The following is a 26660-nucleotide window of genomic DNA, read 5'->3' as shown; positions in this document are numbered from 1 at the left end:
GGTTTGAAAGGTGCCTACATTCCTTCACCAATCTGTTTTGTATTGAAAGCGCTGTGATAGCTCTGAAACATGCATCTTGAGGTGGCACGGGTATAGCTATTGATTCAGTAAAGAAAATAAAATTTGTTTTACCATTTGAGGCTCAAATGGTTTATCGCAAATCGCATTAACCCCTGCCTGCTCAATATTAGCTAAGTGGGTATCATTAGCTTCTGAGCTAACCATTAAAACAGGAATATGCGACTGCTGACTTTGCTGACGGATAAATTCAGTCAGCTCACGTCCATCGACCTCAGGCATATTATAATCGGTCACGACAAGGTCAAACATCTGATCCGCTAAAATAGCTTTAGCCTGCGCACCATCTTGCGCTTCAGTAATTCGCTGTACGCCCAAATTAGTTAACACCCGTTTTATATGGTTACGCGCCAAACGGCTATCATCAACCACCAATACTCTAACATCCTGCACATCAAATAAATCCAAGTTGAGTTCATCTGCTGAGAGCAAATCTATAGTTGAATTAATTGCGGTCGCTAAATGATCTGAATCAAACGGTTTAGGTAAAATAGCGACCACTCCAGCTTGTTTAAATTCTTCAAGCTGGGTTTTGCGCCACTCGCTAGATACCAGCATAAAAGGCACATCGGCATAAGGCTCGGAGTAACGAATATGATGCAGTAAATCTAACCCTGTACCATCAGAAAAATGCAGAGCCGACACCACTAAATCAGGAATATGCTGTAAAATTTTAGCTCTGGCTGAGCTAATATCTTCTGCCTCTTCGATTTGGGTAATCGACTCTTGTTCTAAGTGTTTAATTATTACTTTACGCTGAACAGCTGATGGTTCTACCAATAAAATGGACAAATCACCGGGGGCTAACTGAGCCATATAACAAGTACCTTTTTTGTTATTATTGTTATACAAATAGGTTATTTATACCTTGCTTGAAATCGTCTTACCACCATTTTAGTGAGATAAATATCAATTTAAATAAAGTTAACTAAATATTATTTATTTCATCATTCACAAATATTTTCTAGCTGCTAAACTCAGATCTGCATTAGTAAACTTTTATATACAGGAAGCGTTTTTATGGGACTAACAAAAAACCTTTCGTCTGATGGCAATACTTTTACTATTCATATAGACGGAAAATTTGATTTTAATTTAGTGCAAGAATTTCGTGCGGCCTATCAGGATATTGGAAATAATAAGCCTAAAGTTGTGGTTGATTTAAGAAATACTGAATATATGGATTCATCAGCTTTGGGTATGTTACTTAATATGCAAAAAAACTTAGGTGATAAGGTATCTTCAATTTCGATTAGTAATTGCCGTCCACAAATCAAAAAAATATTGCAAATATCACGTTTCGATAAAAAATTTGATATTGATTAACCAAAGATTAGCAGGGAGGGCTATATATGCGTATTTTGGTAGTCGATGATCAAGAACTCAACCGAACTATGCTCAAGTACATGCTTGAGCTGGAAGGTTATCAGGTTTTTGAAGCCGAAAATGGTAAAGCAGCATTAGAAAACTTTGAGCAAACCCAACCTGATATCATTCTATTAGATATTATCATGCCAGAAATGGATGGATTTGAAGCCGCTCCAATTCTTAAAAAACTGTCGGGGGATTTACATTTACCAATTGTCTTTATCACTTCACTGGACGACCAAGAGTCTATGCTTAAAGGATTGGAAGTTGGCGGAGATGACTTTTTAACTAAACCTTTTGATAAAGTGCTTTTGTCTGCAAAAATAAAAGCTCATGCGCGTACTCGCGAGCTGTCTCAACGTTTGATAGAACAAAGAAACACATTAAAATACCACCAAAATCAGACCGAAAGAGAACATGCAATTGTTGAGCATATTTTCTCAAACGCCTTTTCCAATAATACTTACTTAAGTGAGATGGTCAGTTACCACCTATCACCAGCATCTATGTTTAACGGTGATTTATTTTTAGTAAATCGTAGTCCGTTAGGCGGAACCTATGTATTTTTAGGGGACTTTACCGGACATGGACTAGCTGCAGCCGTTGGGGCGCTACCGACTGCACAAACTTTTTTTAATGCGACTAATGAAGGGTTAATTGTTGGTGATATTGCCAGAGAAATGAATGCCCAATTGTTAAATTTATTACCTGATGACATGTTTTGTGCTGCAACCATTATTGAATTATCTAGTAGTGGAAAGGCAATCACAGTATGGAGTGGCGGTATGCCTGAGGTATTTATTGTTGACAATAACACTGGCCTACGTCATAAAATCCCTCCTCAACATATGGCACTTGGCATTTTAAACGATGATGAATTTGAATCAGAAATGCTCAATTTTGATGTTACGCCAAACGATAAGTTAGTCATGTATACTGATGGAGTCACTGATACTGAAGCCCCTAATGGTGAAATGTTTGGAGATTCCAGACTTATTGAGTTTTATCAAAAGAACCCAAAAGCAGAGCTAATCGATTTAATTGAACACCTTGAAAACTATCGGGGTGAAACTGCTCAGGCTGATGATATATCATTAGCTCAATTAAAGTGTATACCTGTAAAAGATACCGTTTCTCAAGCTCATGTTGAGATTCCTTTGTTACCTTGGCGAATTCAACTAAAACTTGTACCTGACGATATTAGAAATTCAGATCCAATAGCACAGATTGTAGATATGATTTCTGCATTTCAAGGCATGGAAAAACACAGATCAACACTCTTCTTATTATTAGCAGAAATGTATAATAACTCTGTAGATCATGGCTTACTTAAGTTGGATTCAAAATTAAAAGATGCTGATGATGGCTTTTTTGAATACTACATACAAAGACAAGAAGCATTAGAAAATTTGTCCGTAGGCTACTTAGAGTTAAATATTGCACACCTACCAGATCTTCAAAAGGTTCGTTTATCGATTACCGACAGTGGCGAAGGTTTTTGCACGGAAAAGCTAAATCAGATATTAAATCAAAAAGATCAACATGGTCGAGGGTTAAAGCTAATAGCCGAATTGGGAGAAAAACTTGAATACAAAGACGAAGGTAGAACGATTGAAGTTGACTATTTATTAAGTTGAACCTCTTAAAAATAAAACGGCATCTTGTAATTTAAGATGCCGTTTTTAATAAATTAATTCTATTTGTACTTATTTACCGGTTTTATAAACGTTTTGGTAAACGTAATTAGTTGCCTCAACAAAGCCTTCAACACTGCCACAATCAAAACGAGTACCTTTAAATTTATAACCAATTACTTTACCTTGTTTAGCTTGCGCCAATAAAGCATCAGTTAATTGGATTTCACCGTTTTTACCTGGTGGTGTATTGCGAATAATTTCAAAGATATCCGGCGTTAAAATATAACGACCAATAATTGCTAAATTAGAAGGTGCATCTTCAACCGCTGGTTTTTCAACCATATCACTGACTTGATAGCGACCATTGCCAATTTCTTCACCAGCAATCACACCATACTTTGAAATAGTTTCCTGAGGAACTTCCATTAAAGCAACCACTGAACAGCCAGTTTCTTCATGAATCTTAGCCATTTGAGACATAACACCTTCGCCACCAATTGTTTCAGGTAGACATAAATCATCAGCTAAAATAACCCCAAATGCATTATTACCAATTAGCGTTTCGCCACATAAAATTGCATGGCCCAAACCTTTCATTTCAGGTTGGCGAGTAAATGAAAAAACGCCATTATCCATAACATAACGAATAGACTCTAAAAATTTTTCTTTGCTGGTTCCTGAAATCTCATGCTCTAACTCATAAGAAATATCAAAGTGATCGGCAATTGCACGCTTAGTACGACCAGTTACAAAACCAATATATTTCATCCCAGCTTCTAGAGCTTCTTCAACACCATATTGAATAAGTGGCTTATTAACAATCGGCAGCATTTCTTTTGCTTGTGCTTTGGTTGCAGGTAAAAAGCGAGTGCCGTAACCTGCAGCTGGAAATAAACATTTTTGAACCATAGTTGTGTTCCCTTTTGTAATTAATTAACTGTCTCAGCAAACTACCTGATACTCAACTCAGTATAAACAAATTAAGTTTGTTTAAGCTAAGTATTATATTGCTTAACAAAGATAATGCATTGAGCTAATGTATATCTCAAGTGAGATCTTTCATTTTTTAACACTTTTTTGTTAAAACAAGAAGACAAGCACAAAAACGAACCATTCTAAACAATTTAAATTTAAACAATAAACCGTAAATAAACGATAAACAAAAAACTTATTAACAAAAAGGCAAGCTGCATATTATGAACAAACAAGATAAGCACCCCCCAATAATTCAATTAATACATTGGTTATCTGCCATCCTAATTATTGGTTTATTTGCGCTTGGTATCTGGATGGTTGAATTAAGTTATTATGACGAATGGTATCAACCCGCACCGAATATTCATAAAAGTTTAGGGATCTGTCTGTTTTTTATGACGCTGGTCAGAGTTCTTGCTAAAACCACTCAAGCCAAACCTGAGCCAATTCAAGGTATTGCAAAATGGCAGAATAAAATGGCAGATTTAACCCATCTATTTATGTATTTTTGCACTTTTGTGATTTTAATCAGCGGCTATTTAATCTCAACCGCCAGCGGTAAACCGGTTAGTGTATTTGACTGGTTTTCATTACCGGCAATATTCAGCTATGGTGATACTCAAGCGGATTCTGCCGGATTAATCCATCAGTACGCTGCGTATTTATTAATCGCGATAGTTGTTTTACATATCGCGGCATTTATTCAACATCAGTTTTTTTATAAAGACCAAATTATTAAACGTATTACCCCACTAAAATAAGGAAGCTTAATTATGCGTAATAAATTAACGAAAGTATTATTAGCTGGTTTAACTTACTCAGCGCTATCTGTATCAGCCTGGGCTGCAAACTATGTTATTGATGATGATCAAAAAGGTGCTCATGCATCAATCAACTTTAAAATCCAGCATTTAGGTTATAGCTGGTTAACTGGGCGTTTTAATCAATTTGATGGCTCATTTGAATATGATCCAAAACAAGTTGAGCAAGCCCAAATTACAGTCAATATTGATACAACCAGTGTCGATACAAACCATGCTGAACGAGATAAGCATTTAAGAAGCGACGACTTTTTAAATGTAGCTAAATTCCCTGCGGCAAAATTTGAAAGCACATCAATCAAAGAAGTAGCAGATGGCAAACTAGAAGTTAAAGGTAAGTTTACGTTAAATGGTGTAACCAATGATTTAACCATTATGGCGGAAAAAATCGGTGAAGGTAAAGATCCTTGGGGCGGCTACCGCGCTGGCTTTAGCGGCACAACCAAGTTTGCATTAAAAGATTATGGTATCGAGAAAAACTTAGGTCCGGCATCCACTCAAGTTTATTTAGATCTTCATATTGAAGGCGTCCGTAAATAAGCTACTCAGCAATTCCTAGCCCGGCTCTCTTGTCGGGCTTTTTAAAATCCTTTTTGATTCAAAGCAATATCCTCACCCAGTCAACCAAAGCAAAAATCTGCAATAATTTGTGAGATATCTCTCAATTAAGTGACCGTCATTTTACATTTAAAATAAACTCAACTAGCATTGATTCTCATAATCATTTGTTTTTGTTAAATATATTTTTATATGAACAAAACTCATTCGATTTAAATGACTTTTAATCGGTAGTTCCGATTTTAAAATCAGCTAATATTCATTTTGCAGGACGCACAAAAATAAGGAATTAAGGAAACATCAAGGAAATGGCAAGATGCCATGCTTTTCGGAAAAAAGCACAGGAAATGGACATGCTTGGAGCAAGCTTTAGTCGGAGACTAATTCCATGGATAAAAGCAGGATGCAAACATTAGGATGCAGCTAACCGTTCAAAAAAACGCCTCTTAGGAGGCGTTTTTTCATTTTAGCTATTTAAAAACCAAACTTTGCCCCTATTATATAGCCCATCATTAAATGCATCTATATTCCGCATGGTGGAAATAGTGCACCCGATAAAGTTAAACAAGCAATACAATTGGCGTAATTAACCATTAATAGCTATAAATTAATAATTGTTAATTTTTTAGATTGCTTACTCATAACGTTTTTGATATAGATAGCCGTCTAGCAATAAGCTGGCGAATGATTAGGAGAAGTGAGATGCCCGCTGGCACAAAAAATAAAACAACTGGCATAATAGCTCAAGCAGGTCTACAACCTTACCAGATTGAAGCTGGTGAGGAGTATATGAATGATAAGCAATTAGATCATTTCAAAAAAATACTGACCACATGGCGCAGCCAATTGCGTGCAGAAGTAGATAAAACTATGCACCACATGCAGGACGAAGCGGCTAATTTCCCGGATCCAGTTGACCGAGCGTCACAGGAAGAAGAATTTAGCTTAGAGTTAAGAACTCGTGACCGTGAGCGTAAACTGATTAAAAAAATCGAAAAAACGCTTCAATTAATCGAAAACGAAGATTTTGGTTACTGTGAAGAGTGTGGTGTTGAAATCGGCATTCGCCGTTTAGAAGCAAGACCAACAGCCGATTTATGTATTGACTGTAAAACACTTGCTGAGATTAAAGAAAAGCAAAACGCTGGTTTTTAATTTTACCATCACCAACTAAATGACCTTAAATCAGTTTAAGGTCATTTGGCTTTTTATCCTAAATAATTTTTACCCCAAATAAACTATCAAATGCGTTATATAGGCCGTTTTGCGCCCTCTCCTTCTGGTCCACTTCATTTAGGTTCATTAATTGCGGCGGTTGCCAGCTATTTAGATGCTAAAGCTAACCAAGGTATTTGGCTGGTGAGAATGGAAAACCTAGATCCGCCCAGAGAAATGACCGGAGCCGATCAGCTTATTTTAGAGCAACTGCAAGCATTTGACTTACAGTGGGATGGTTCTGTTTTATTTCAAAGCGAGCGCTTACAAGCTTATCAGCAAGTATTAGATAATTGGCTCACGAATAAAACGGCATACGCTTGCCGTTGTCCACGCAAACAAATCCGAGCATCTGGCGGTATATATAATGGCCATTGTCGACACTTAAACATTCCGGTAAAAGACAGTGCGGTACGATATTTAAACCTATACCCGCAGACTGAGTTTAAAGACAGAATTCATGGCAAAGTGATTATCGAATCGCAGCGTGCCAGCGAAGATTTTATTATTCGCCGACGGGATGGGTTATTTGCGTATCAACTGGCGGTTGTCCTCGATGATATTTATCAAAATGTGACTCATATTGTTCGCGGCCAAGATCTAATAGATACCACAGTTTGGCAAAATGCCTTATATAACAGTTTGCATAAAACACCGCCGCAATACGCTCATATTCCACTGATTATGGGGGAGGATGGCAGAAAACTTAGTAAACAAACAGGTGCGCCAGCGCTCGATTGCTCAAAGTCAACTAGCCTCTTGGTAGAAGTGCTTAACCGCTTAGGACAAAATCCACCTGCCGAGTTAAAGCTGGAAAGCAATAAAACAATTCTCGACTGGGGTATAAAAAACTGGCAACTGAACAAAGTACCAAACCACTAAATCAGCTTAATTATGTATAATTAGTAATAAATTCAGCCGAAAAAATTCTCATTTTTCTCTGGCTGTTATATCATTGCGCCAGTTTTAAAACTTTAAGGGCAAGGCTATTATCAATCGTATAATCGGTTTGTGTAAAAAAATAATGGGTAAAAATCAAGCGGCAACTAAACCAATCGGCCAGTTAAAAATCATCCCACGAAGCGAACACAACATTTCTCGCAAACACATTAGTAAAAATGCGTTAAAAGTGCTGTACCGACTAAAAGACTGTGGCTTTGATGCCTATTTAGTTGGCGGTGGTGTACGTGACATTTTATTAGGTTTGCAACCCAAAGATTTTGATATCGCCACCAATGCCACACCAGAACAAATTAAAAGTTTATTCAGTAATTGTCGGTTAATTGGCCGTCGCTTTCGACTGGCACATATAGTATTTGGCAGAGACATTATTGAGGTTGCGACTTTGCGTGGCCATCATGATGAAGAACAAGAAAACTTAGGCAAACAATCAGAACATGGGCAGTTATTGCGTGACAATGTGTATGGTACGATTGATGAAGACGCTGAGCGCCGTGACTTTTCAGCTAATGCATTATATTACAATATTGCCGACTACAGTATTTTAGATTATTGGGGTGGTGTTGAAGCCATCGCTAATAAACAAATTGATTTAATTGGCGATCCTGAAACTCGCTACCGTGAAGATCCAGTACGAATGTTAAGAGCGATCCGGTTTGCGGTTAAATTAGATATGCAGATAACAGACTCAACTGCCAAACCAATCAAAACACTTGCGCCTTTGCTGCAAAATATTCCCAAAGCTCGTTTGTTTGAAGAGTGTTTAAAATTATTTTTGGCCGGGCAAGGTTTAAACACCTTTAAATTTTTGGTCGAGTATCAATTATTTCAACAAATATTCCCAAATTTAGCCGAACAGGTTGCTGATACAAACAGTAAAACCTATGCATTAATTACACATGCTTTACATAATACAGATGACAGAGTAAACCGTAATTTGCGGATTACGCCAGCTTTTTTATTTGCAGCCTTTTTATGGTATGAAGTAGAGTCAGCTAAAGCGCATTATTTAAGCCAGCAAGTTCCAGAGCATGATGCTTTATTTATGGCGATCCACGCAGTTTTAGACTCAGGCCAATATAATGTTGTGATTCCAAAACGGTTCTCCAGCACTATTCGTGAAATCTGGTTATTACAACCAAGGCTCGAAAAACGCGCCGGAAAACGTAGTTTAAAAGTATTGGAAAATCCAAAATTTAGAGCTGCCTACGACTTTTTATTACTCAGAGCTCAAGTCGAACAAGGTGATTTAGCCGAACTCGCTAACTGGTGGACTGAACTGCAACAAAGCGATGAACTCATCCAAAAAGATTTAATTGCCCAAGTCAGCGATGATAAACCAAGACGTTCACGCCGCCGTAATCCTAAAAGAAGAAAAAAACCACAACAATGATCACTTGTTATATAGGCTTGGGCAGTAATTTAGCTGATCCGCTAAACCAAATCCTTAATGCAGTTGCAGCAATAAAATCACTTAACTTTGTGGCTGATATTAAAGTATCTTCGCTTTATGCCAGCAAACCTATGGGGCCGCAAGATCAGCCTGATTATGTTAACGCAGTTATCCAGCTAAACTGCCATGCTGGCGCGATTGAACTATTAGATTCACTGCAAAAAATAGAGTTAGAACATGGCCGAGAGCGTAAAGATGAACGCTGGGGGCCAAGAACATTAGATTTAGATATCATTTTATTTGGTGAACAAACTTTAAATACAGAGCGCTTAACTGTGCCACATTACGGCATGAAAACCCGCGAGTTTGTACTCTATCCATTAGCTGAGTTAAACCCAGAGTTAATCTTACCCTGTGGCACAACTTTGCAAACCTTACTGGCGAAAGTGCCTAAAAACGGTTTAACTGTTATTAAACCTGCAACTGCTTTTTAAGTTAATTACGTTAAGATCCAAAATGCAAACAATCGAGCAAATCTCAGTTTTAAGACAACAAATTTCTGACTGGAAAAAACAGGGCTATACCATAGGCTTTGTTCCCACAATGGGCAATCTTCACCAGGGCCATTTAAGTTTGGTAGAAGAAGCTAAAAAACATGCTGATAAAATTGTCGTCAGTATTTTTGTTAATCCGATGCAATTTGGCAAAAACGAAGATTTAGATAAATATCCCAGAACACTCGAAGCCGACAGCCAAGCCTTAATAGCTGCGCAAGTGGATTTATTATTTACCCCAACACCTCAGATTATTTACCCAAAAGGGCTAGATAACCAAACATGGGTTGAAGTACCACATTTATCAGAGCTATATTGTGGAGACTCCCGCCCCGGACACTTTAGAGGTGTCACAACCATAGTTAATAAATTATTTAATTTGGTTCAGCCTGACATTGCTTGCTTTGGCGAAAAAGATTTTCAACAACTCGCGTTAATCAAAACCATGGTTGAAGACTTATCCATACCAATCAAAATTATTGGTGTACCAACAGTCAGAGAAACATCCGGTTTAGCTAAATCAAGCAGAAATGGTTATTTAAGCGAAGCAGAAAAGCAGCAAGCCGCAGTTATTTATCAAAATTTAACCCAGTTAAAAAATCAATTGGAACAAGGCGATAAAAACTTCGCTCAGTTAATTGTAAAAACCAAACAAAACATTTATCAAGCCGGTTTAACAACCGATTATGTTTGGATTTTAGACAGCAAAACGTTACAACCTGCTGATAAAAATACCAACTCAATCGTGATTTTAATTGCCGCCTTTTTAGGCTCAACTAGGTTAATTGATAATATACAGGTAAAACTTAAATAAGCTTATTTTTAGCTTCTATCCACTGCGCCATATATTGAGTGCTTTTCATTGTATGGTGCATAAGCATAGCGCCGGTAAAATTGTCGGCTCTATGATGTGCTAAATTTTGTGCTAACTCATTTAGTTTTATCTTAAAACTTTCAAAAAATGGCTGAGTTAAATACTCACGGTTTAAAATATCCAACCCTAACTGCTGATATTGTTTAAAGTTGGCTTCATCTTCATAAACGTCGATTGCTGCCTGAGCCAGTTTTTCAGCCGAATCTTCCACTTTACCCGGCCAATTAAAATCACCACTCATTGCCTCGGCACCAATTGGTGTTGTAATGCTAGGTGTGCCGGCCAACATGGCTTCAAATAGTTTTCCTTTTAAACCCGCACCAAATCTCAATGGCGCTAAACAGACTTTAGCATTTTGCATGACTTGCATTGCATCTTTAGCCCAGCCTTTAACTAAAAAACCTTGTTTTGGATTATTCAATTGTGTGGCTTTTTTGGGTGGATAAGCGCCATAAATATGCAGCTCAGCTTGCTTTAACTCTTTACGAATTAACGGCCATATTTTCTCTTTTAGATATAATACGGCATCCCAATTTGGCTCATGCCTAAAATTACCAATACAAATAAAATGGTGTTTGTTGGTATAAGCTAATAAATCTTCAATGACTGGTGTAGAGTCAATTGTAAAAGGTAAATAAAATAATTTATTAGCCGGTAAGTTAAACTGTGTTTGTAATAAGGTCATTTCATATTTTGAAATCACAAAAGCCATATCGCAGCGCCAAATAGCTGCAATTTCTCTTAATCCAATATCAGACTGAAAATCATCAAACACCACTGTTCGCGCTTGCTTTAAAGCTTGCTGGCGGGCTTTACGTAAACTTTGTAGATCTTCTAAATCCAATAAACGTAAAGCATTTGGGCAATATTTTGCTACCCGCCAGCCAAATTGTTCTTCCATCATAAAGCGGTCGAACAAAACAACATTCGGTTGTAACTCACAAATGTATTGATCAAAACAGCTTGAGTTGAGTTTAATTTCAACTTTTTGAATACCTAATTGCTCAAATTCAAACCTATGTTCGCTTTCAGCAGCCGGGCTGGCAAAATGAATTTGATAATCCAGCGCTAAAAAAAAGTTGAGTAAATTAAGCATGTAGCGGCCAGCAGCCGAAGAGTTAGGTTCAGGCCATACATAGCCGATAACCAATAGTTTTTTCATGTGATTTATTAACAAAATACGCTTGGATTAATCTAACAGACTGATTAGACTTAACATCCGATTTAAGTTGTCAGGTTATGTGTATGAATCCATTTGAAAAAGCAGATCATCAATTAAATGCTCTCGGTCTATTATGTCCAGAGCCTGTTATGATGGTCAGGCAAGCTATCCGCAAAATGCCAACAGGTGAAACGTTATTGGTTACCGCAGATGACCCGTCAACCACCAGAGATATTCCTAGCTTTTGCCGCTTTATGGATCATGGGTTAATTGCAATGCAAACCGACAATAAACCCTACCAATATCTGATTAAAAAAGGCCTTGTGGAATAAATTTCCACAAATTTATTTGGATTTAATTGGCTGTGCTTTTAAACACTCAATCACGCCTTTTAATAACAGTTCTATTTCTGTTACACAGTTTTCAGCATCTGCTTGTTGCCAGTTTAAACCAACTAATAAATCATCGTTGGCAATGCCTGCAACCCACTTATCGCTAAAAGTATCCCACTCAATAGCCAAAGGTTTAAATGCCTGATAACCACTATTTTGGTTAATAAAGCTTAATGCTTTGTCTTCACTTGACCAAAATGGCATAACTTGCTCATCTTCAGCCCCTTTTGGTGTTGGGATACCTTGCTCATCAGCAATCGTAAAAATTTGGCGCTGAGCTGCTACTTCGCGATAAAAGCCAAGCTCGATTTGAATACTGGATTCTAGTTGTGACATGATAAATTCTCGGATGAAATTTGGTGTATTCTAACCTTTTAATAAAACAAATGTATCGATACTTGTTAAATTTTAAAGTTCATTGCACATCTAGTCAGAAAACTTTGGATATTCTCATCCAAATATAAATCGCCCTTACCTGGCTGGTTAGGAGCAAGCTTAGGGTAAACACCATATCCACTGAGTAAACAATGCCAAGAAGCAGCATTAAAATGGGTTTCTAGTTTTTGTCTTTCTATTTCTAACTCTAAATTGCCACGTCGATACCATACATCCAAAATATGCCTTAGAGAATCAGATAAATGTAAATTTTCTCGATTAGCCTGCCAATAATGACTATCGCTACGTGTATTTAACTTATAATGAGCAACTATATAATCCCTAACTCGCTCAAAACGTTCTGATATTTTTTCATTATAGCTTGTCTGAAATTCATTAGAAAACCCACCATCTTTAAAATATTGAATGAAAAGCTCGATAGAAACTTGAACTAAATGTAAAGCAGTAGCTTCCAGCGGTTCAATAAAGCCTTGTGATAACCCTAAGGCAAGGCAATTATTTTGCCAATGTTTTTTCAACTGGCCCACTTTCATTTTTAAATGTCGGATTTTCTGCTTATCACCACTTGAGCCTACTAACTTTATAAGTTCAAGTTCGGCTTTATCTTTAGAGAGAAAACTTGAACTATAAACATAGCCATTACCATACCTATTGGTTAATGGAATTTTCCAAGCCCAACCGTTAGATAATGCAGTTGATAAAGTTTCAACTGGCACTTTATCTGTGATCTGACTAGGCATAACCACAGCTGAATCATTAAATAAATTATCGTTAAATGACTTAAAAGGCACATTTAATGTTTTTTGCATTAAGACGCTAGCAAAGCCTGAGCAATCAATAAAAAAATCTGCTTCTAGATGCAGGCCAGAATCTAGTATTAGTTTTGTTATGTTGCCATTAGGAGACTGAACCACATCAACGACTTTTTGTTGATAGTGTTTTACTCCTTGAGTTTTTGCATACTCAGCTAAATAGTTTCCAAGTAGCTGAGAATCAAAATGGTAGCCGTATTCGACTGTAAAAGGAAAGTTTATACCGGCGATAGGTGACTTCTTTTGTTTTGCAAGTATACCATTTAGAAAAAAATCCTCTGGGTTGGTATGAACATTTAACCCTAGCCTGCGAGTTAAGCAATTCGTATAAAAAGCTTTTTTTGTAAATAGATCAACCTGGCTCATAAAGGGGTGGCTGTATTCAGTTATGCCGGATTGTGGACTCCACCCTGAGAAGCGAATATTCAGTTTATAGGTGGCATTACATTTAGGCATCCAGTCAGCTTCTTCAATTTCTAAATTTTCAAAAAAACGTTTTAGACTAGGAGTTGAGCCTTCACCAACCCCAACAATTCCAATTTCAGGAGATTCAATCAATATAATTTGAAAATGTTCCGATAAGTGTTTTGAAAATAAATTTGCAGCCATCCAACCAGCAGTTCCACCGCCTAAGATCACTAATTTTTTTTTATTTAAATTATCTATCATATTGACTGCATTAATGTATTTAAAAAATTATCATGGCTTGGCATCTGCTCAAGTGGCTTTAGCTTACTTAATCTTATATTTTCTAACATCGAAGATAACTCTTGTTGTTTGATGTTATTAGCAAGTGGATGATAACTTTGGGGAGTTATCCCCTGCCCTACCATCACTTGAAGCCAAGATGAATCTAGGAAAATGTCATATTGTTCTTGAACTAATACACCTTGTTTTTTAAATAGCTCCATTTTATGTTGTAAACGTTCAGGGAGCTCGACTTGCTGCATTTCATGCCAAAATTTATTGTTATTACGCTCGTTCTGAATATAGTGCAAAATAATAAAGTCTCTAATATGGCTATATTCTATTTCAGATTGCTGGTTATATTCATTTCTCTGTCGGTTATCGATCCCCTGATTAGGAAATAAGTTTAATAACCTAACAATAGCTGATTGAATTAGGTAAATACTGGTCGATTCCAGAGGCTCTAAAAAGCCACTAGATAGGCCAATTGCAATCACATTTCGATTCCACTGTTTACGAGTCCGTCCAGTCCGGAACTTGACAAGCTTAGGCTCGGATAAAGAATCAGACCCCAAGTTATTTAATAATAAATCAACAGCTTGTTCATCACTAATATGCCGACTCGAGTAAACCAAACCATTACCATTCCTATGCTGTAAGGGAATTTGCCATTGCCAACCAGCATAATGAGCAATTGAACGAGTATATAAAGCACTTTTTGAAAAACGTTCTGAAGCTACAGCAACAGCACGGTCACAGGGTAACCAATGACTCCAGTCTTCATAACCAGTATTTAAAGTTTGATGAATTAGTAAGCCTTTTGCACCAGAGCAATCGATAAAAAGATCGCCTGAGATTATATCTCCAGATTGAAGTTGAACACTTTCAATATAGCCTGATTCAGAGTTTTGAATCACATTGTCTATGATTCCTTCTGTTCTTTTAACTCCCCATGCTTCTGCATAAGAGCGTAAAAATTGTCCATATAAGGCGGCATCAAAATGATAAGCATACGGGATATCATAAAAAGGATTTTGAGTTTTTAGTTTATCGAATTGACCATTAATAGCGCATAAATAATTTAAGTCGTACTGCCAAATATCTTTTTTATTAATAGCCTGCTCTTTTAACCAAAAATGATGAAATGGACAAAAAGCCATACTTTTTCCTGGTGCACCAAAAGTATGAAAATAGCTTTCTCCTTCTGTCCGCCAATTTTCAAATTTAATTGCAAGCTTGATACTGGCTTTAGTTGCTTTTATAAATTCAGCTTCGTTAATTCCAAGTACATTATTAAAAAGGCGAATTGGTGGAATCGTTGCCTCACCAACCCCAATAATCCCAATTGCTTCAGATTCAACCAACTCAATATTTACAGCATTTGCGAGTATTTTTTTCAACATTGCCGCAGTCATCCAACCTGCAGTGCCACCACCCACGATCACTATTTTTTGTACTTGTGTTTGCATGTTCTCTCACAGTTATAGTCTTTTTATTAATAGCGACTAACCTTCAGAAAAATAGTTGAAGAAAATCAATAATAAAAAACCCTACTAATCATTTAAGCTTAGCAGGGTTTTATTATTAACCGCTAGTTGATTAATTCTGACTGAATTTAGAAATTAAAATTTATAATTCAGACCTAATAGGTAGTTCGCACCAAAAGTTTGATATTGAGTTATCTGGCGCGGATCTCCATTAGCAAACTGAACTGTATCTTCGTCAGTTAAGTTTTGGCCTTGTAATGAGATAGTTAACCCCTCAAGGCTTTCCACTCCTGCTTTACCAAAATCATAACTAATCTGGGCATCCCATAATTCAGAACCTGCATCCTCAGTTGGTGTCAAAGCTAAGCTGCCGCCGTAAGTCTCAGTTGTAAATGCACTACGTTTACGTCCAGAAACTCTAAATTCAAAACCACCTAATTCATAATAAGCTGTTAATTGGTAGCTTTCTTCCGATAACCCAGGAATGTTAGAACCATCACTTAATCCACCTTGAGTAAAAGCAGCGCTAGCAACCATCCCAAAACCATCTAATACATCTGCAACCATTCTCATTGGTAATGTCGCTTGCAATTCATACCCTCTGACATAACCCGTTAAACCGTCAGCCCGAGTAGATGATATACCATCAAATAAAGTAGGCTTCACTTGTGCGCCATCTTCAATTACAAAATGGTAATCTTCAATATAGTACTCAGTGAAATCTTCAACGACTTCAACATTTTTATGCCAGTTAGTAATATCTTTAAAGAAAAAAGCAGCTGACAAGAAGCCATCTTCAGCAAAGTACCAATCGTAGGCTAAGTCAAATTGATTAGCTTCAATTGGCCTTAATGTAGGGTTACCAGTTTTAGACTCCCACGGACCATTTTTAGGGTTAGTTGTTTCTTGAACATTATTAGCATTAAACTTGAATTTTTTCCCACTCCCAGGACGTAAATCATCCATCCGAGGACGGCTTAAGGTTTTCGATAGGGCAGTTCTCACAACCATATCATCTGTTAATTCAAAGTTTAACGTTAAGCTAGGGAGTACTTTGGTAAACTGAGCACCACCATTAACTTCTTCTAGTTTGACAAAACCTGGGTTTTCAGGATCGATATAAGAAATTTTACCTGTGCTGCTTTGGTCCGTATCAACCACTTGCACACCAAGATTACCTTTAACAAAAATATCGCCTAGTTCTGCCTCTAAATCTAATTTAGTAAATAAGGTGATTAAAGTTTCATCAATCGTATAGCTATCACCTTCACGGTCAGGCTCTGTTTCCGCTGCATCATATTTGGTATAAAAGCCATCGCTGTACATTCCAATACTATCGTAAGCGACAACAGATACATTACCAATAAAATCTAAGTCTGCAGCACCAACACGGTATTCTTCAGGTATTGCTATAGCTGTAGGCCAATTTGGCGCAGTTAAGAAATAACCACCATTATCTTTAGTTTTACTACGATCTGAGTAATGAGCACCAAAAGTAATTTGGTTGAAAATACCCCACTGAATATAACCTGTAGCATCTAAGCGGAGTGTTGTTAGCTCTTCATCAAATACAGGCTCATTCACAAAACCATCTTGTCCATCAAAATATGAATAATTATCGTCTGAAAAATCACTATCAGCATAAGGAGCTAATGAGCCGCCCCAACCTTGTGGGCCCGCCAGTTTGATAATATCAAAATTGCTTAGGTCAGGAGATCCAGCAACACTTTCAAAGCTAGCTCCTTTAGAAGTTAAATTGTATGAACGGATAGTTTCTGGTCTATTTGCTGTATTCGAGCGCCCGACACCAGAATAACTCTCAATATCAGTTAACGTTTTATCTGTTTCAGAACGAGCTAAATCTAACTTCAAATTCCAATCAGCATTTAGTTGGTAGTCAAAATTTGCAGCTAATGCTTTCAATTTAGCTTCTTTCACTCTAGCATCGTTACGAATAACTGAATGAAAGCCATCATTAAATGTAACAGAAGTAGCTACATTGCCATCTACAGCAGTAATTAAATAGTCATTACCTAATAACTCTTCTGTACCTCGTTTAACTTCTTCCTCTAAAAAGTCAATATATAATGCGTCAATCGAAATAGTTAGATCTTCGGTTGGAGCCCACTGAATAACACCAGCAAAAGTATCACGCTCTAATACAGCTGAACGAGTATAAGAGTCTTGTCCATTAAAAAACTTAACACTTTCTCCGCTAGGAACACTTACACCAGCAGCAATTTTATCCGGATCTGCATCATTATATCCCCATGCTCGAAACTGATCTTCCTGACTAGGAGAAGATGTTGATGCAATTGATAAAGCAATACCAACAGTATCATCAGCAAATTTATCTGAGAAACTCAATGCTAACCTATGGCCTTTATCATCAAAATCACTATTTGCTGATTTTTTACCATTCATTTCATAATTTAAATTTACAGCAACATAAGATTCAGAAGTTAATGGACGGGCAGTCTGTAAATCGACAGTACCACCAACACCTTGAGTAGTTAAAGTTGCATCCGGTGATTTATAAACTGTTACCCCACTCATAATTTCAGAAGGATATAAATCGTATTCTACACCTCGGTTATCACCAATACCTAAAACTTCACGTCCATTTAAAGTCGTACCTACATAATCTTCTTTAAAACCACGAACCGAAAGCCCGCTGGTACGACCGTTTCTTCTTTCGCCCGCTAAACCAGGTAATCGAGCAAGTGATTCTGCTATTGATGAGTCTGGTAGCTTACCTATATCTTCTGCAGAAATAACTTCAACGACGGAAGTACTATCCATTTTGACAGCCTGCGCGCGCATTAAGCTTCCGCGAATACCTCGAACCTGAATGACTTCTTCAACTTCAGTATTATTGGCACCATCACTTTCAGCTGCAACAGATTGATAAGAAAGCAAGCCAGTAGTAGCTAGAGCTAAAATTAATAAACTTGGTTTAAATTGTTTCATGTGTATCCCCTGCCGTATAGACAATTTGAATATAAAAATTGCTGCTTGATGAAATAACCGTCTTATCAAGCTTAGCGCTAATATTAGCGGTAGCAATCTATTAACAACAACAAGGTGCATACGTATTCATAAACAGCTCAGTTACATAATTAACATAAAAAAAACATTGAGAATTAAAAAAAAGAAATATTAATCTATTAAAATCATGAGTTTAGTAAGTTTAAAATTAACTTAAAAAACAATGTTAATAAATTTATTACCATAAAAATGCATACGTATGCATAAAGATTAGATTTAAAATTCTTACACAGAACTCAGTGTAAAAGTAATATAAATAGGATTTTCTTAAAGTTTACAAACTTTCAAAATTGCAATAAGTTACATAAATGAAACAAAAAGACTGAAAAAGATTAAAAAAGATCAAAAAAGATTGATCTTTTGTTATTTAACGACTTTACTCTTACTGCTTAATTTATATACAAATAAAAATTAAGCAGGCTAACAACCTGTAATAGTTAATTAAGAGGTTGTTTAGTTAGTCATGTTAACTAAACACAATGATGTGTTTTAAAGCTCATTTAAAACAAATACTGAGGAAAACTTTATTTAGTAAACCTAAGGGCACATCGGACAGCATCTAAAAACTATGGCAGGTAATTATTATAATTAAGAGAAGGTAAATTTATGTTGTTCTTAAAAACATTAAACCAAAAATATATAAAGTGGGGTTTATATATTTGGTCTTTTATTTGTTTCACCATATCGAATTCAGCTTTTGCTGCTTTTTCGTTAACTACTTCTACAGATTTTTATACTGTAGATACCAATGCAGGGGTCGTTTTTAGTATCAGACGAACTGATAATGGCTCCAGCACTCAATCACCAGGGGATCTTGCATCATTAAAAATTAATGGGGTGGAGTTTCAAAATCAGAGCAGAGGTTCTCAAATAAATTCTGGTTTTGACTGGTTATATAGTAGTACGTCTTCTGTATCAGTTAGTGCTCAAACTATTAACTCTGACTTTATTAAAATTACGGTGCAGGCTGGAGATTTAACCCATTATTATATGGCTCGAAATGGCTATCCTAATATTTATATGGGAACCTATTTCAGTAATGAACCTGATGTACATGGTCACGTTAGGTACATTTTACGTATGCAACGCTCTCAACTGCCTTATGGTCCTGAGCCTTCAGATATTTCCCAAACGGTTTCAACAGTTGAAGCCGGTGATATTTTTGCCCTCAATAATGGTGAGACACGCTCTAAACATTATTCAAACATGCGGGCAATAGATTGGAAATTTATTGGGGCAACCGGTAGCGCTGTGGGGCTATGGTTGGTTAAAGATAATCAAGAGGGTAGTTCCGGCGGGCCATTTTATCGTAGCCTGTTAAACCAAGGCAGCTCAACGGATCAAGAAATTACTTATATTGTTAATTATGCACAAGCACAAACCGAAGCTTACCGTACCGGAATTTTAAACCATTACACTTTAGTTGTAACCGATGGTTCTGAGCCATTAACTCCAGATACAAGCTGGTTTTCACAAATGGGATTATCCGGTTATTTAGCTGATTCTGGCCGTGGTCGAGTTGCTGGGGTTGGTATTAATAATATGGATTCCAATTTTGATTATACAATTGGTTTTGCTAATAGCACAGCACAATACTGGACGGGGGCAAATCCAAGCAGTGGTTATTTTAGTAGTAACAATATGCGCCCCGGTACCTACACTATGACCACCTACAAGGGAGAATTAGCGGTAGACACTAAAAGCGTATCGGTTCAGGCAGGCAATACCACTATTTTAAACTCATTTACGATTAACAATGATCCCAGTGATACGGCTGCGATTTGGCGAATTGGAGATTGGGATGGCTCACCACAAGAGTTTTTAAATGGTGATAAGTTAACCACCATGCATCCTTCTGATGTACGGATGAGTAGCTGGGATCCTGCTAATTATATTGTTGGCACAACCAGCGATTCCACCTTTCCAGCTTATATTTGGAAAGACATCAATAATGATCACAAAATTTATTTTAAATTGTCAGCTAGCCAATTAACCCAAGCGCATCAATTAAGAATTGGAATAACCTGTGCATTTGCTGGCGGTCGCCCGAACATTACCGTTAATAACTGGACATCTGCATTTCAATCAGCTTCCAGCCAACCTGGCACTCGAAATCTCACTACCGGTAGTTACAGGTGTAACAATACCACATTTACTTATGATATCCCTGCCAGTGCTTGGCAAACCAATTCAGCCGATTGGAATGAGTTAACTATCAGTGTAATTAGTGGTACCACCACGACTGGTTATTTATCACCTAGCATTAGTGTTGATGCGATAGATTTACTAGATTAATCCAAGCCATAACAAATAAAACGTTTAAATTATAAGAGAATATTAAAATGAAAATAACAACATCTAAAAATAAATCGTTATTAGTATCAGCGCTTGCTGGCCTGTTTACTTTATGTTTAACCAGTACTCACGCATTAGCGGCTGATACCAGCCAAATACCAGATGTACCGACCCAATCAATTTCATTATTAGATAATGAAACTTATGACTTTGGAGGTAGAACTATAGATGGCAGCAATATCACTAATGATGGTTTATTTCGTTGCATGAATCGTCGTGGGGTTACCATTAAAAATGTAACGGTAACGGGTAGTCCAAGATATGCCCTGTTTGCCCGAGGCTGTAGCAGTTTTACAATTGAAAATTTTACAATGGTGAACAATCCAAATAGTGTTGGCGGGATCCGTTTTGATCAAGGCACAGCTAATTTAAGTGTCACCATAAACAACATTACCGCTGATAATCAGGGTGGCCATGCTTTAGAGTTATGGGATGTAAATGGTTTTGAGATTGGCGAAGTATTTGCCCGCGATACTGGCGGGTGTGGTGTATTAGTTAATCGCAGCCGCAATGGTTCTATTTACCGAGTAACTGGCTATAACAATGATCAAAATGGTGGTTACGCCACTATGCGTTTTGCCAATAATGCTGGACCTAACCTATTTGTGGAAAAAGTATTTTCAAGAGACTCTGGCCGTGGCTTATTTACGGTATCCGGCAGCTATGGTATTGAAGTTAATACTGTGGATATTTATCGCGCCAATAAAGAAGGTATTTATATTCAGGATGGTAGCGATGTACAAGTAAACAAAGGCGTTTCGCGCGGCAGTACAAATTGCCGTATCCGCAATAGCCCTAACTCATCAATTAATGCAGTTGACTGTGGCGGTTCTGTCGCAAACTAAATCATTAATTGCGTAATAAGGCAAAGCCATTACCATAAAATCAAAAAAGGATATTAGTGCTGGCTAATATCCTTTTTGATTATTAACGCCTCATCGGTATCTCAAACTCTGGCCTTTGTTAGTTTGATATTCTACTCCCCAACACACTTCCCGTCAGAGGCAAGCTAGTGATAGCGCGCATTCCTGTTGTAGTCAAATCAATAGTAGAGTTAGATGGTAGACTAAACACTACAGGTTGGCTGATACTGCTGCCTGCACTAATTGATACACCACCATTTACCTGTGAAATCATATTTATTTGCCCATAGTCACTGCTATTTAAAGTCGTTTGAATTGTACCATCTCCATTAATGACTGTTGTACTTGGGCCATAAACTGAAACTTGCGTTGCTCCACCATTAGCTAAGAGGATATTTGTAGTGGTCGAATTAGAACCTTCAGATATAGTTTGAATATTTATTGAGGTGACATTATTACCTTCATCAAGACTATTGGATGAAATACTCGTTGTTGTTGAATTAGGTGTAATGTTGACTGCGGCCGATACATTAGCAATAACAGTTGACACTTCTCCACTTGAATTTTTGGTTGATGTTTGGGTTGTACCATTCTGATTAATAGAAACAGACTTAGTCCCATCTTTACTGACAAATGTTGCGCCACCAGATGCATTTGCAACCTTAACAACATTATCACCGTTCTTTGATATTTCTTGTTTTGTTTCTACACCATCTTTTACTGTGGTAACAACATACGAATTATCCGTTTCAGTAGTGTCTTTCAACTCTGTATTTGTATTAGCGTTTTGTGCAGACGTTATGGCATCTTGCGCATTGGAACCTGGTGAAGGCGCAACAGGATCTGGCTCTTTAGTCTTAAGTTTAACGGTATGGACATCACTTGAGAAAGCAATCCAACCGACTTGTTCGTTCCAAGCATAACCAGAAATCTCACCAGTAGCCTTATTCAGGTTTACTTGTGCGCCATCACTATTGAAATCAATCCAACCTATTTTTTCATTCCATCCGTAGCCTGAGAATTGTCCTGACGAGTCAATATTAATACCCCAATCTGAACTTGAAGTATTTAGATAAGTGTGGCTAATTTTTGCCTGATGCTGGCTGCCAAGTTCAATCCACCCAAGTACAGGAGACCATATATATCCTTCTAAATGATCAGGGTAAACCTCAAATGTTGTTTTAGAGCCTTGCAGATATATCCAGCCAAGTTGTTCATTCCACAGATACCCGTTGTCAGCCTCTGCAACTTGGATCACCGGTTCAAGTACTTCAATAGCAAAAGCCGGTAAAGTAGCACTTTTAGAACCATTATTTACTGTAATCGTTATACCTGTGTAATCACCTACTACTTTTGGTGTTCCACTTAATTTGCCAGTTGAACTATCAAACTCCAACCAATCAGGCTTATTGGTTATAGTAAAAGTATTTTCAGCTTCGTTGGCACTTTCACTAACCACTGGAACAAAACTATATTCTGTAAATTGGTATATAGTTAACAAAGGCTCACCACTTATTTCCAGAATTCGTTCGACAGCACTAATCTCTACTGAGATAACTTTGTCAACGATTGAGCCATTGCCATCGGAAAATTTTAAAGTAAAGCTATCTGAGCCATACTTGTTTAAAAAAGGTGTATATAAAACTTTTTGAGCTTCACGATCTATAACAAGGCTACCAAGCTCAGGGTTAATGGTTATGTCTATACTTATAACATCCTCATCTTTGTCTGTTATTTTGTAAGCTAACTCTACTGCTTCAGCATCAGTTGTTGTTGCTTCAACTACCGTTAAGCTGGTTTCTATTTCAACCACTAATTCATCGTTCACGGGATCAATCGTGACTTTAATTTCTTTTGTGATTTTAGCTCCATTTCCATCATCAAAAATCAGGCTAAAGCTATCAGTACCATTAACATTTTCTGCAGGAGTATAAGTCACTTCATTTGCAGTTGCATTTATACTTACAGTTCCTTCAGTGTTTTCTTTAAATGTGACTGAAACTGTGTCGCCATCTGGATCTGTCACACTATAGGTTAATGTAGCACTGGTATCTTCAAGAGTTTGTAGCGTCTCATCAATTGTAACTACTGGAGCTTTATTTACGGCGCCAATAACAACTTTGATAGTTTTTGTAACAATCCCACCATTGCCGTCATCAAACGTGACCATAAAGCTATCACTACCACTTTCCGTTGGCGTATATATAATTTCATTATTTACTTCGTCTAGGCTCACAGTTCCTATTGTAGCTTGAGTATAGTTTACTTTAACTGTATCCCCATTCGGATCAGATACACTGTATTTTAATGTCGCTGAAGTGTCTTCTGGAGTATGTAACGTTTCATTAATTATAACTACTGGGATTTTGTTGACTGCAGTCGTAATAACTTTGATAGTTTTTGTAACAACCCCACCATTACCATCATTAAAAGTTACCGTAAAGCTATCACTACCACTTTTAGTTGGTGTAAATGTTATCTCATGGGCTACTTCATTTAGGCTCACAGCTCCGATACTTGATTGCGTATAGGTTAGCTTCACCGTATCTCCATCCACATCAGACACACTATATTTTAATGTTGCTGGGGTATCTTCAGGAGTATTTAACTCCTCATCGATTGTAACTACAGGTGCATCGTTTACATTAATAACCTCAATGCTAAAGGGTTGCAGTGCAGTTGTTAAACTTGCTGAATCTGTCACCGAAATAACTATATTATCGTATTTACCCACTTCACTTTGACCAGGTGTACCTGATAATTCACCGTTAGTATCGTTAAAGACCAACCAAGTCGGTTTATTTGTGATACTAAATGTTTTTGTATCCCCCTGATCATTGTCCGTCACTACAGGAATAAAACTATATTTAGCTCCTTGATTGATTGTACCTTGAGGTATTCCTCCTATTTCAGGTGCATCATTTACAGCATGAACTTCAATATTAATAGTTTTTTTAACAATGCCGCCGTTACCATCATCAAACGTTAAAATAAAGCTATCCGTTCCATTTTTATTTTGATTTGGAGTATAGATAACGTCCTGATTTATAATGTTTACAACTCCATTAGCGGGTTTAGAGCTAGTAATAGTAATTAAATCGCCATCAACATCTGAAGCAGAATAGCTCAGTGTCACAGCTGTATCTTCTTCGGTAGTAAATGATGGTTCAATAGTAACAAGAGGTATATCATTTACATTAACAACCGTGATATTAAAAGCAGAGAGTGCCGCTTTTGCATTTTCAGAATCAGTCACAGAAATAATTATGCCACCGTGTGTGCCAACATCGCTTTGGCTAGGGGTTCCACTTAATTCACCAGTGGTTGTATTAAAGGTTAGCCAGCTTGGCTTATTTTCAATACTGAATATTTTGCTATCACCCGCATCGCTGTCTGTCACTGTAGGTATAAAATTATACGTAGTTCCTTGGTCAACTGAGCTTGATGCTCCCCCTGATATTACTGGTACATCATTAACTGGATTGATCGTAACTGTCACCGATTTTGTGACAATACCGCCATTGCCATCATCAAATGTTAAAGTAAAGCTGTCAGTCCCATTTTGGTTTTGATTCGGAGTGTAGCTAATTGGTTGAGTTTCGGTGTTAACTGTACCGAGAGCTGGTGAACTACTTGTTATAGTTATTAAATCATCATCCGCATCTGAAACTGTATAGTTTAGTCCTACTGATATATCTTCATCAGTAGTATAAGACTTGGCCATACTAACAACTGGTGCATCATTTACATTAACGACCGTGATATTAAAAGCTGAGAGTGACGCTTTTGCATTTTCAGAATCAGTCACTGAAACAATTATGCCGCTGTATGTGCCAATATCGCTTTGGCTAGGTGTGCCGCTTAATTCTCCAGTGGTTGTATTAAAAGTTAGCCAGCTTGGCTTATTTTCAATACTGAATATTTTGCTATCGCCCACATCACTGTCTGTCGCTGTAGGTACAAAATTATATGTAGCACCTTGATTAACTGAGGTTGATGGTGTTCCTGTTATTTTAGGCGCATCATTAACTGCATTCACTGTGACTAAAAAGTCTTTTGTCACTTGTTGATTAGCTTCATCGATCAACAATAAGGTAACTTTGCTGCTACCATATTGATCCGCTTTGGCAGTAACTGTTAAAACTAGCTCTTTATTCGAATAATCGTCTGCTTGTAGTGTTTGTGTATTCCATTTGGGTGTAAGCGTAAAAATTGAATTATCGTCTGCATTTACGGTTAACATTAAAGCGTCTTCATCAGCATGTGATATAGAAACCGATATATCAAACTCCGTAAAATCTTCGTCTAGGGTATAATCTTGTATATTTGAGTCTATTTGAGGGGTATTATTAGCAGCCGCGGTTACATTGATTGTAGTTAGCATTGGTACAGGATCTGACATGTCGTTATATAAAAACAACGCGATATAATCAAATTCATCACCCGAGCCACTATTTGGCATGTATTTTAACGAACCACTAGATACACTACTTAATAAGTTTCCATTGACACTCGCTTCATCGCCACCATCAAAAGTGTCATTACCATTTAAATCTCGATATAAAACCCCGTTGAAAGCGCTATAATTATAAGCAATTGCGGTTACAGCTAACGGATTACCACTGCTATCAAACAAGGTGAAATCACTCATCTGAAAAACATAATTAGTTTCGGCATCAATCGTTCGGGTAATATCAGTGCTTGTTAGTACATCTACCGGACCTCCACTATCTCCGCCATCTTCACTAGCTAAACATTCAGCTTCCGTCAGAAAAAGATCTCCAAAATCATTATACCAGTCACCAAAATCAATATCTTCATAACATGCTGCAGAGGCATTTAAACTTACTGTAGAGCATGATATGAGTATCAATGCGGCATGAATTTTAGAAAGTATGTTTTTCATTCTCGGCCTTTATTCTTTTTTATATCTAGAGTTAATGCAACGAATCAAAATTATTAAGTGGTTAATTTGAATATTTTTAGGCAGATTTTACTGACGTTGTAACATCTATTGTCTCAATC

At 37.2% G+C, this 26660-nt stretch carries 20 protein-coding genes; 12 read left to right on the top strand and 8 right to left on the bottom strand.

Annotation, left to right across the window (positions count from 1 at the left end; all coding sequences use genetic code 11):
* Positions 1-96 precede the first annotated feature (96 nt).
* Positions 97-894, bottom strand: a complete 798-nt coding sequence (locus tag N7931_RS07650; RefSeq protein WP_262793119.1) for a response regulator — start codon at positions 892-894, stop codon at positions 97-99.
* Positions 895-1098: 204 nt separating this feature from the next.
* Between N7931_RS07650 and N7931_RS07645 the strand changes: the two genes are divergently transcribed.
* Both N7931_RS07645 and N7931_RS07640 read left to right on the top strand, forming a co-directional pair.
* On the top strand, positions 1099-1404 hold the full coding sequence (locus N7931_RS07645) for an STAS domain-containing protein (RefSeq protein WP_262793117.1): 306 nt from the start codon (positions 1099-1101) through the stop codon (positions 1402-1404).
* Positions 1405-1430: 26 nt separating this feature from the next.
* Positions 1431-3083: a fused response regulator/phosphatase gene (locus N7931_RS07640; RefSeq protein WP_262793116.1), complete on the top strand. Its 1653-nt coding sequence runs from the start codon at positions 1431-1433 to the stop codon at positions 3081-3083.
* A gap of 69 nt (positions 3084-3152) precedes the next feature.
* On the opposite strand, the gene galU is transcribed toward N7931_RS07640, so the two are convergent.
* Positions 3153-3992 carry a UTP--glucose-1-phosphate uridylyltransferase GalU gene (gene galU, locus N7931_RS07635; RefSeq protein ID WP_262793115.1) on the bottom strand — a complete coding sequence of 280 codons (840 nt, stop codon included), beginning with the start codon at positions 3990-3992 and terminating at the stop codon, positions 3153-3155.
* 287 nt (positions 3993-4279) lie between these two features.
* Here galU and N7931_RS07630 point away from each other — a divergent pair, with 287 nt between their 5' ends.
* The 7 genes from N7931_RS07630 to panC all read left to right on the top strand — a co-directional run bounded on the left by N7931_RS07630 (position 4280) and on the right by panC (position 10373).
* On the top strand, positions 4280-4819 hold the full coding sequence (locus N7931_RS07630) for a cytochrome b (RefSeq protein ID WP_262793114.1): 540 nt from the start codon (positions 4280-4282) through the stop codon (positions 4817-4819).
* A gap of 12 nt (positions 4820-4831) precedes the next feature.
* The gene (locus N7931_RS07625; RefSeq protein WP_262793112.1) at positions 4832-5419 is read left to right on the top strand and encodes a YceI family protein; all 588 of its coding nucleotides are present in this window, start codon (positions 4832-4834) and stop codon (positions 5417-5419) included.
* A gap of 720 nt (positions 5420-6139) precedes the next feature.
* A complete protein-coding gene (gene dksA / locus N7931_RS07620) occupies positions 6140-6592 on the top strand; it encodes an RNA polymerase-binding protein DksA (protein WP_262793109.1) in 453 nt (150 codons plus the stop codon).
* A gap of 90 nt (positions 6593-6682) precedes the next feature.
* A complete protein-coding gene (gene gluQRS, locus N7931_RS07615) occupies positions 6683-7534 on the top strand; it encodes a tRNA glutamyl-Q(34) synthetase GluQRS (protein WP_262793107.1) in 852 nt (283 codons plus the stop codon).
* A gap of 142 nt (positions 7535-7676) precedes the next feature.
* Positions 7677-9005 carry a polynucleotide adenylyltransferase PcnB gene (gene pcnB / locus N7931_RS07610; RefSeq protein ID WP_410369341.1) on the top strand — a complete coding sequence of 443 codons (1329 nt, stop codon included), beginning with the start codon at positions 7677-7679 and terminating at the stop codon, positions 9003-9005.
* Positions 9002-9499 (top strand): 2-amino-4-hydroxy-6-hydroxymethyldihydropteridine diphosphokinase, encoded by a 498-nt coding sequence (folK, locus tag N7931_RS07605; protein WP_262793105.1) that lies wholly within the window; start codon positions 9002-9004, stop codon positions 9497-9499. Before pcnB ends, folK begins: the two co-directional genes overlap by 4 nt.
* 22 nt (positions 9500-9521) lie before the next feature.
* On the top strand, positions 9522-10373 hold the full coding sequence (panC, locus tag N7931_RS07600; protein WP_262793103.1) for a pantoate--beta-alanine ligase: 852 nt from the start codon (positions 9522-9524) through the stop codon (positions 10371-10373).
* On the opposite strand, the gene N7931_RS07595 is transcribed toward panC, so the two are convergent.
* Positions 10366-11595, bottom strand: coding sequence for a glycosyltransferase (locus N7931_RS07595; RefSeq protein WP_262793101.1), 1230 nt, complete (start codon positions 11593-11595; stop codon positions 10366-10368). The genes panC and N7931_RS07595 overlap by 8 nt on opposite strands.
* A gap of 83 nt (positions 11596-11678) precedes the next feature.
* Between N7931_RS07595 and tusA the strand changes: the two genes are divergently transcribed.
* On the top strand, positions 11679-11927 hold the full coding sequence (gene tusA, locus N7931_RS07590; protein WP_262793099.1) for a sulfurtransferase TusA: 249 nt from the start codon (positions 11679-11681) through the stop codon (positions 11925-11927).
* Positions 11928-11939: 12 nt separating this feature from the next.
* Here the strand turns inward: tusA and N7931_RS07585 are convergent, their stop codons facing one another.
* From N7931_RS07585 to N7931_RS07570, 4 genes are all read right to left on the bottom strand, one after another.
* On the bottom strand, positions 11940-12323 hold the full coding sequence (locus tag N7931_RS07585) for a DUF2750 domain-containing protein (RefSeq protein ID WP_262793097.1): 384 nt from the start codon (positions 12321-12323) through the stop codon (positions 11940-11942).
* Between the two features lie 65 nt (positions 12324-12388).
* The gene (locus tag N7931_RS07580; RefSeq protein ID WP_262793095.1) at positions 12389-13864 is read right to left on the bottom strand and encodes a tryptophan halogenase family protein; all 1476 of its coding nucleotides are present in this window, start codon (positions 13862-13864) and stop codon (positions 12389-12391) included.
* Positions 13861-15351, bottom strand: a complete 1491-nt coding sequence (locus tag N7931_RS07575; protein WP_262793093.1) for a tryptophan halogenase family protein — start codon at positions 15349-15351, stop codon at positions 13861-13863. Before N7931_RS07575 ends, N7931_RS07580 begins: the two co-directional genes overlap by 4 nt.
* A 153-nt stretch (positions 15352-15504) precedes the next feature.
* Complete coding sequence (locus N7931_RS07570) at positions 15505-18339, bottom strand: TonB-dependent receptor (protein WP_262793091.1); 2835 nt, start codon at positions 18337-18339, stop codon at positions 15505-15507.
* Between the two features lie 684 nt (positions 18340-19023).
* Between N7931_RS07570 and N7931_RS07565 the strand changes: the two genes are divergently transcribed.
* The gene (locus tag N7931_RS07565; RefSeq protein WP_262793090.1) at positions 19024-20712 is read left to right on the top strand and encodes a rhamnogalacturonan lyase B N-terminal domain-containing protein; all 1689 of its coding nucleotides are present in this window, start codon (positions 19024-19026) and stop codon (positions 20710-20712) included.
* 47 nt (positions 20713-20759) lie between these two features.
* Positions 20760-21617: a right-handed parallel beta-helix repeat-containing protein gene (locus tag N7931_RS07560; protein ID WP_262793089.1), complete on the top strand. Its 858-nt coding sequence runs from the start codon at positions 20760-20762 to the stop codon at positions 21615-21617.
* A gap of 118 nt (positions 21618-21735) precedes the next feature.
* Here N7931_RS07560 and N7931_RS07555 read toward each other — a convergent pair whose 3' ends face one another.
* Positions 21736-26541, bottom strand: a complete 4806-nt coding sequence (locus N7931_RS07555) for a tandem-95 repeat protein (protein WP_262793087.1) — start codon at positions 26539-26541, stop codon at positions 21736-21738.
* Positions 26542-26660: the final 119 nt, after the last annotated feature.

Origin of the sequence: Catenovulum sp. 2E275 (genome assembly GCF_025515275.1) — a bacterium.
Lineage (GTDB): Bacteria > Pseudomonadota > Gammaproteobacteria > Enterobacterales > Alteromonadaceae > Catenovulum.
The sequence above is the reverse complement of the archived record's forward strand: the minus strand, read 5'-3'. Positions and strand labels throughout refer to the sequence as shown.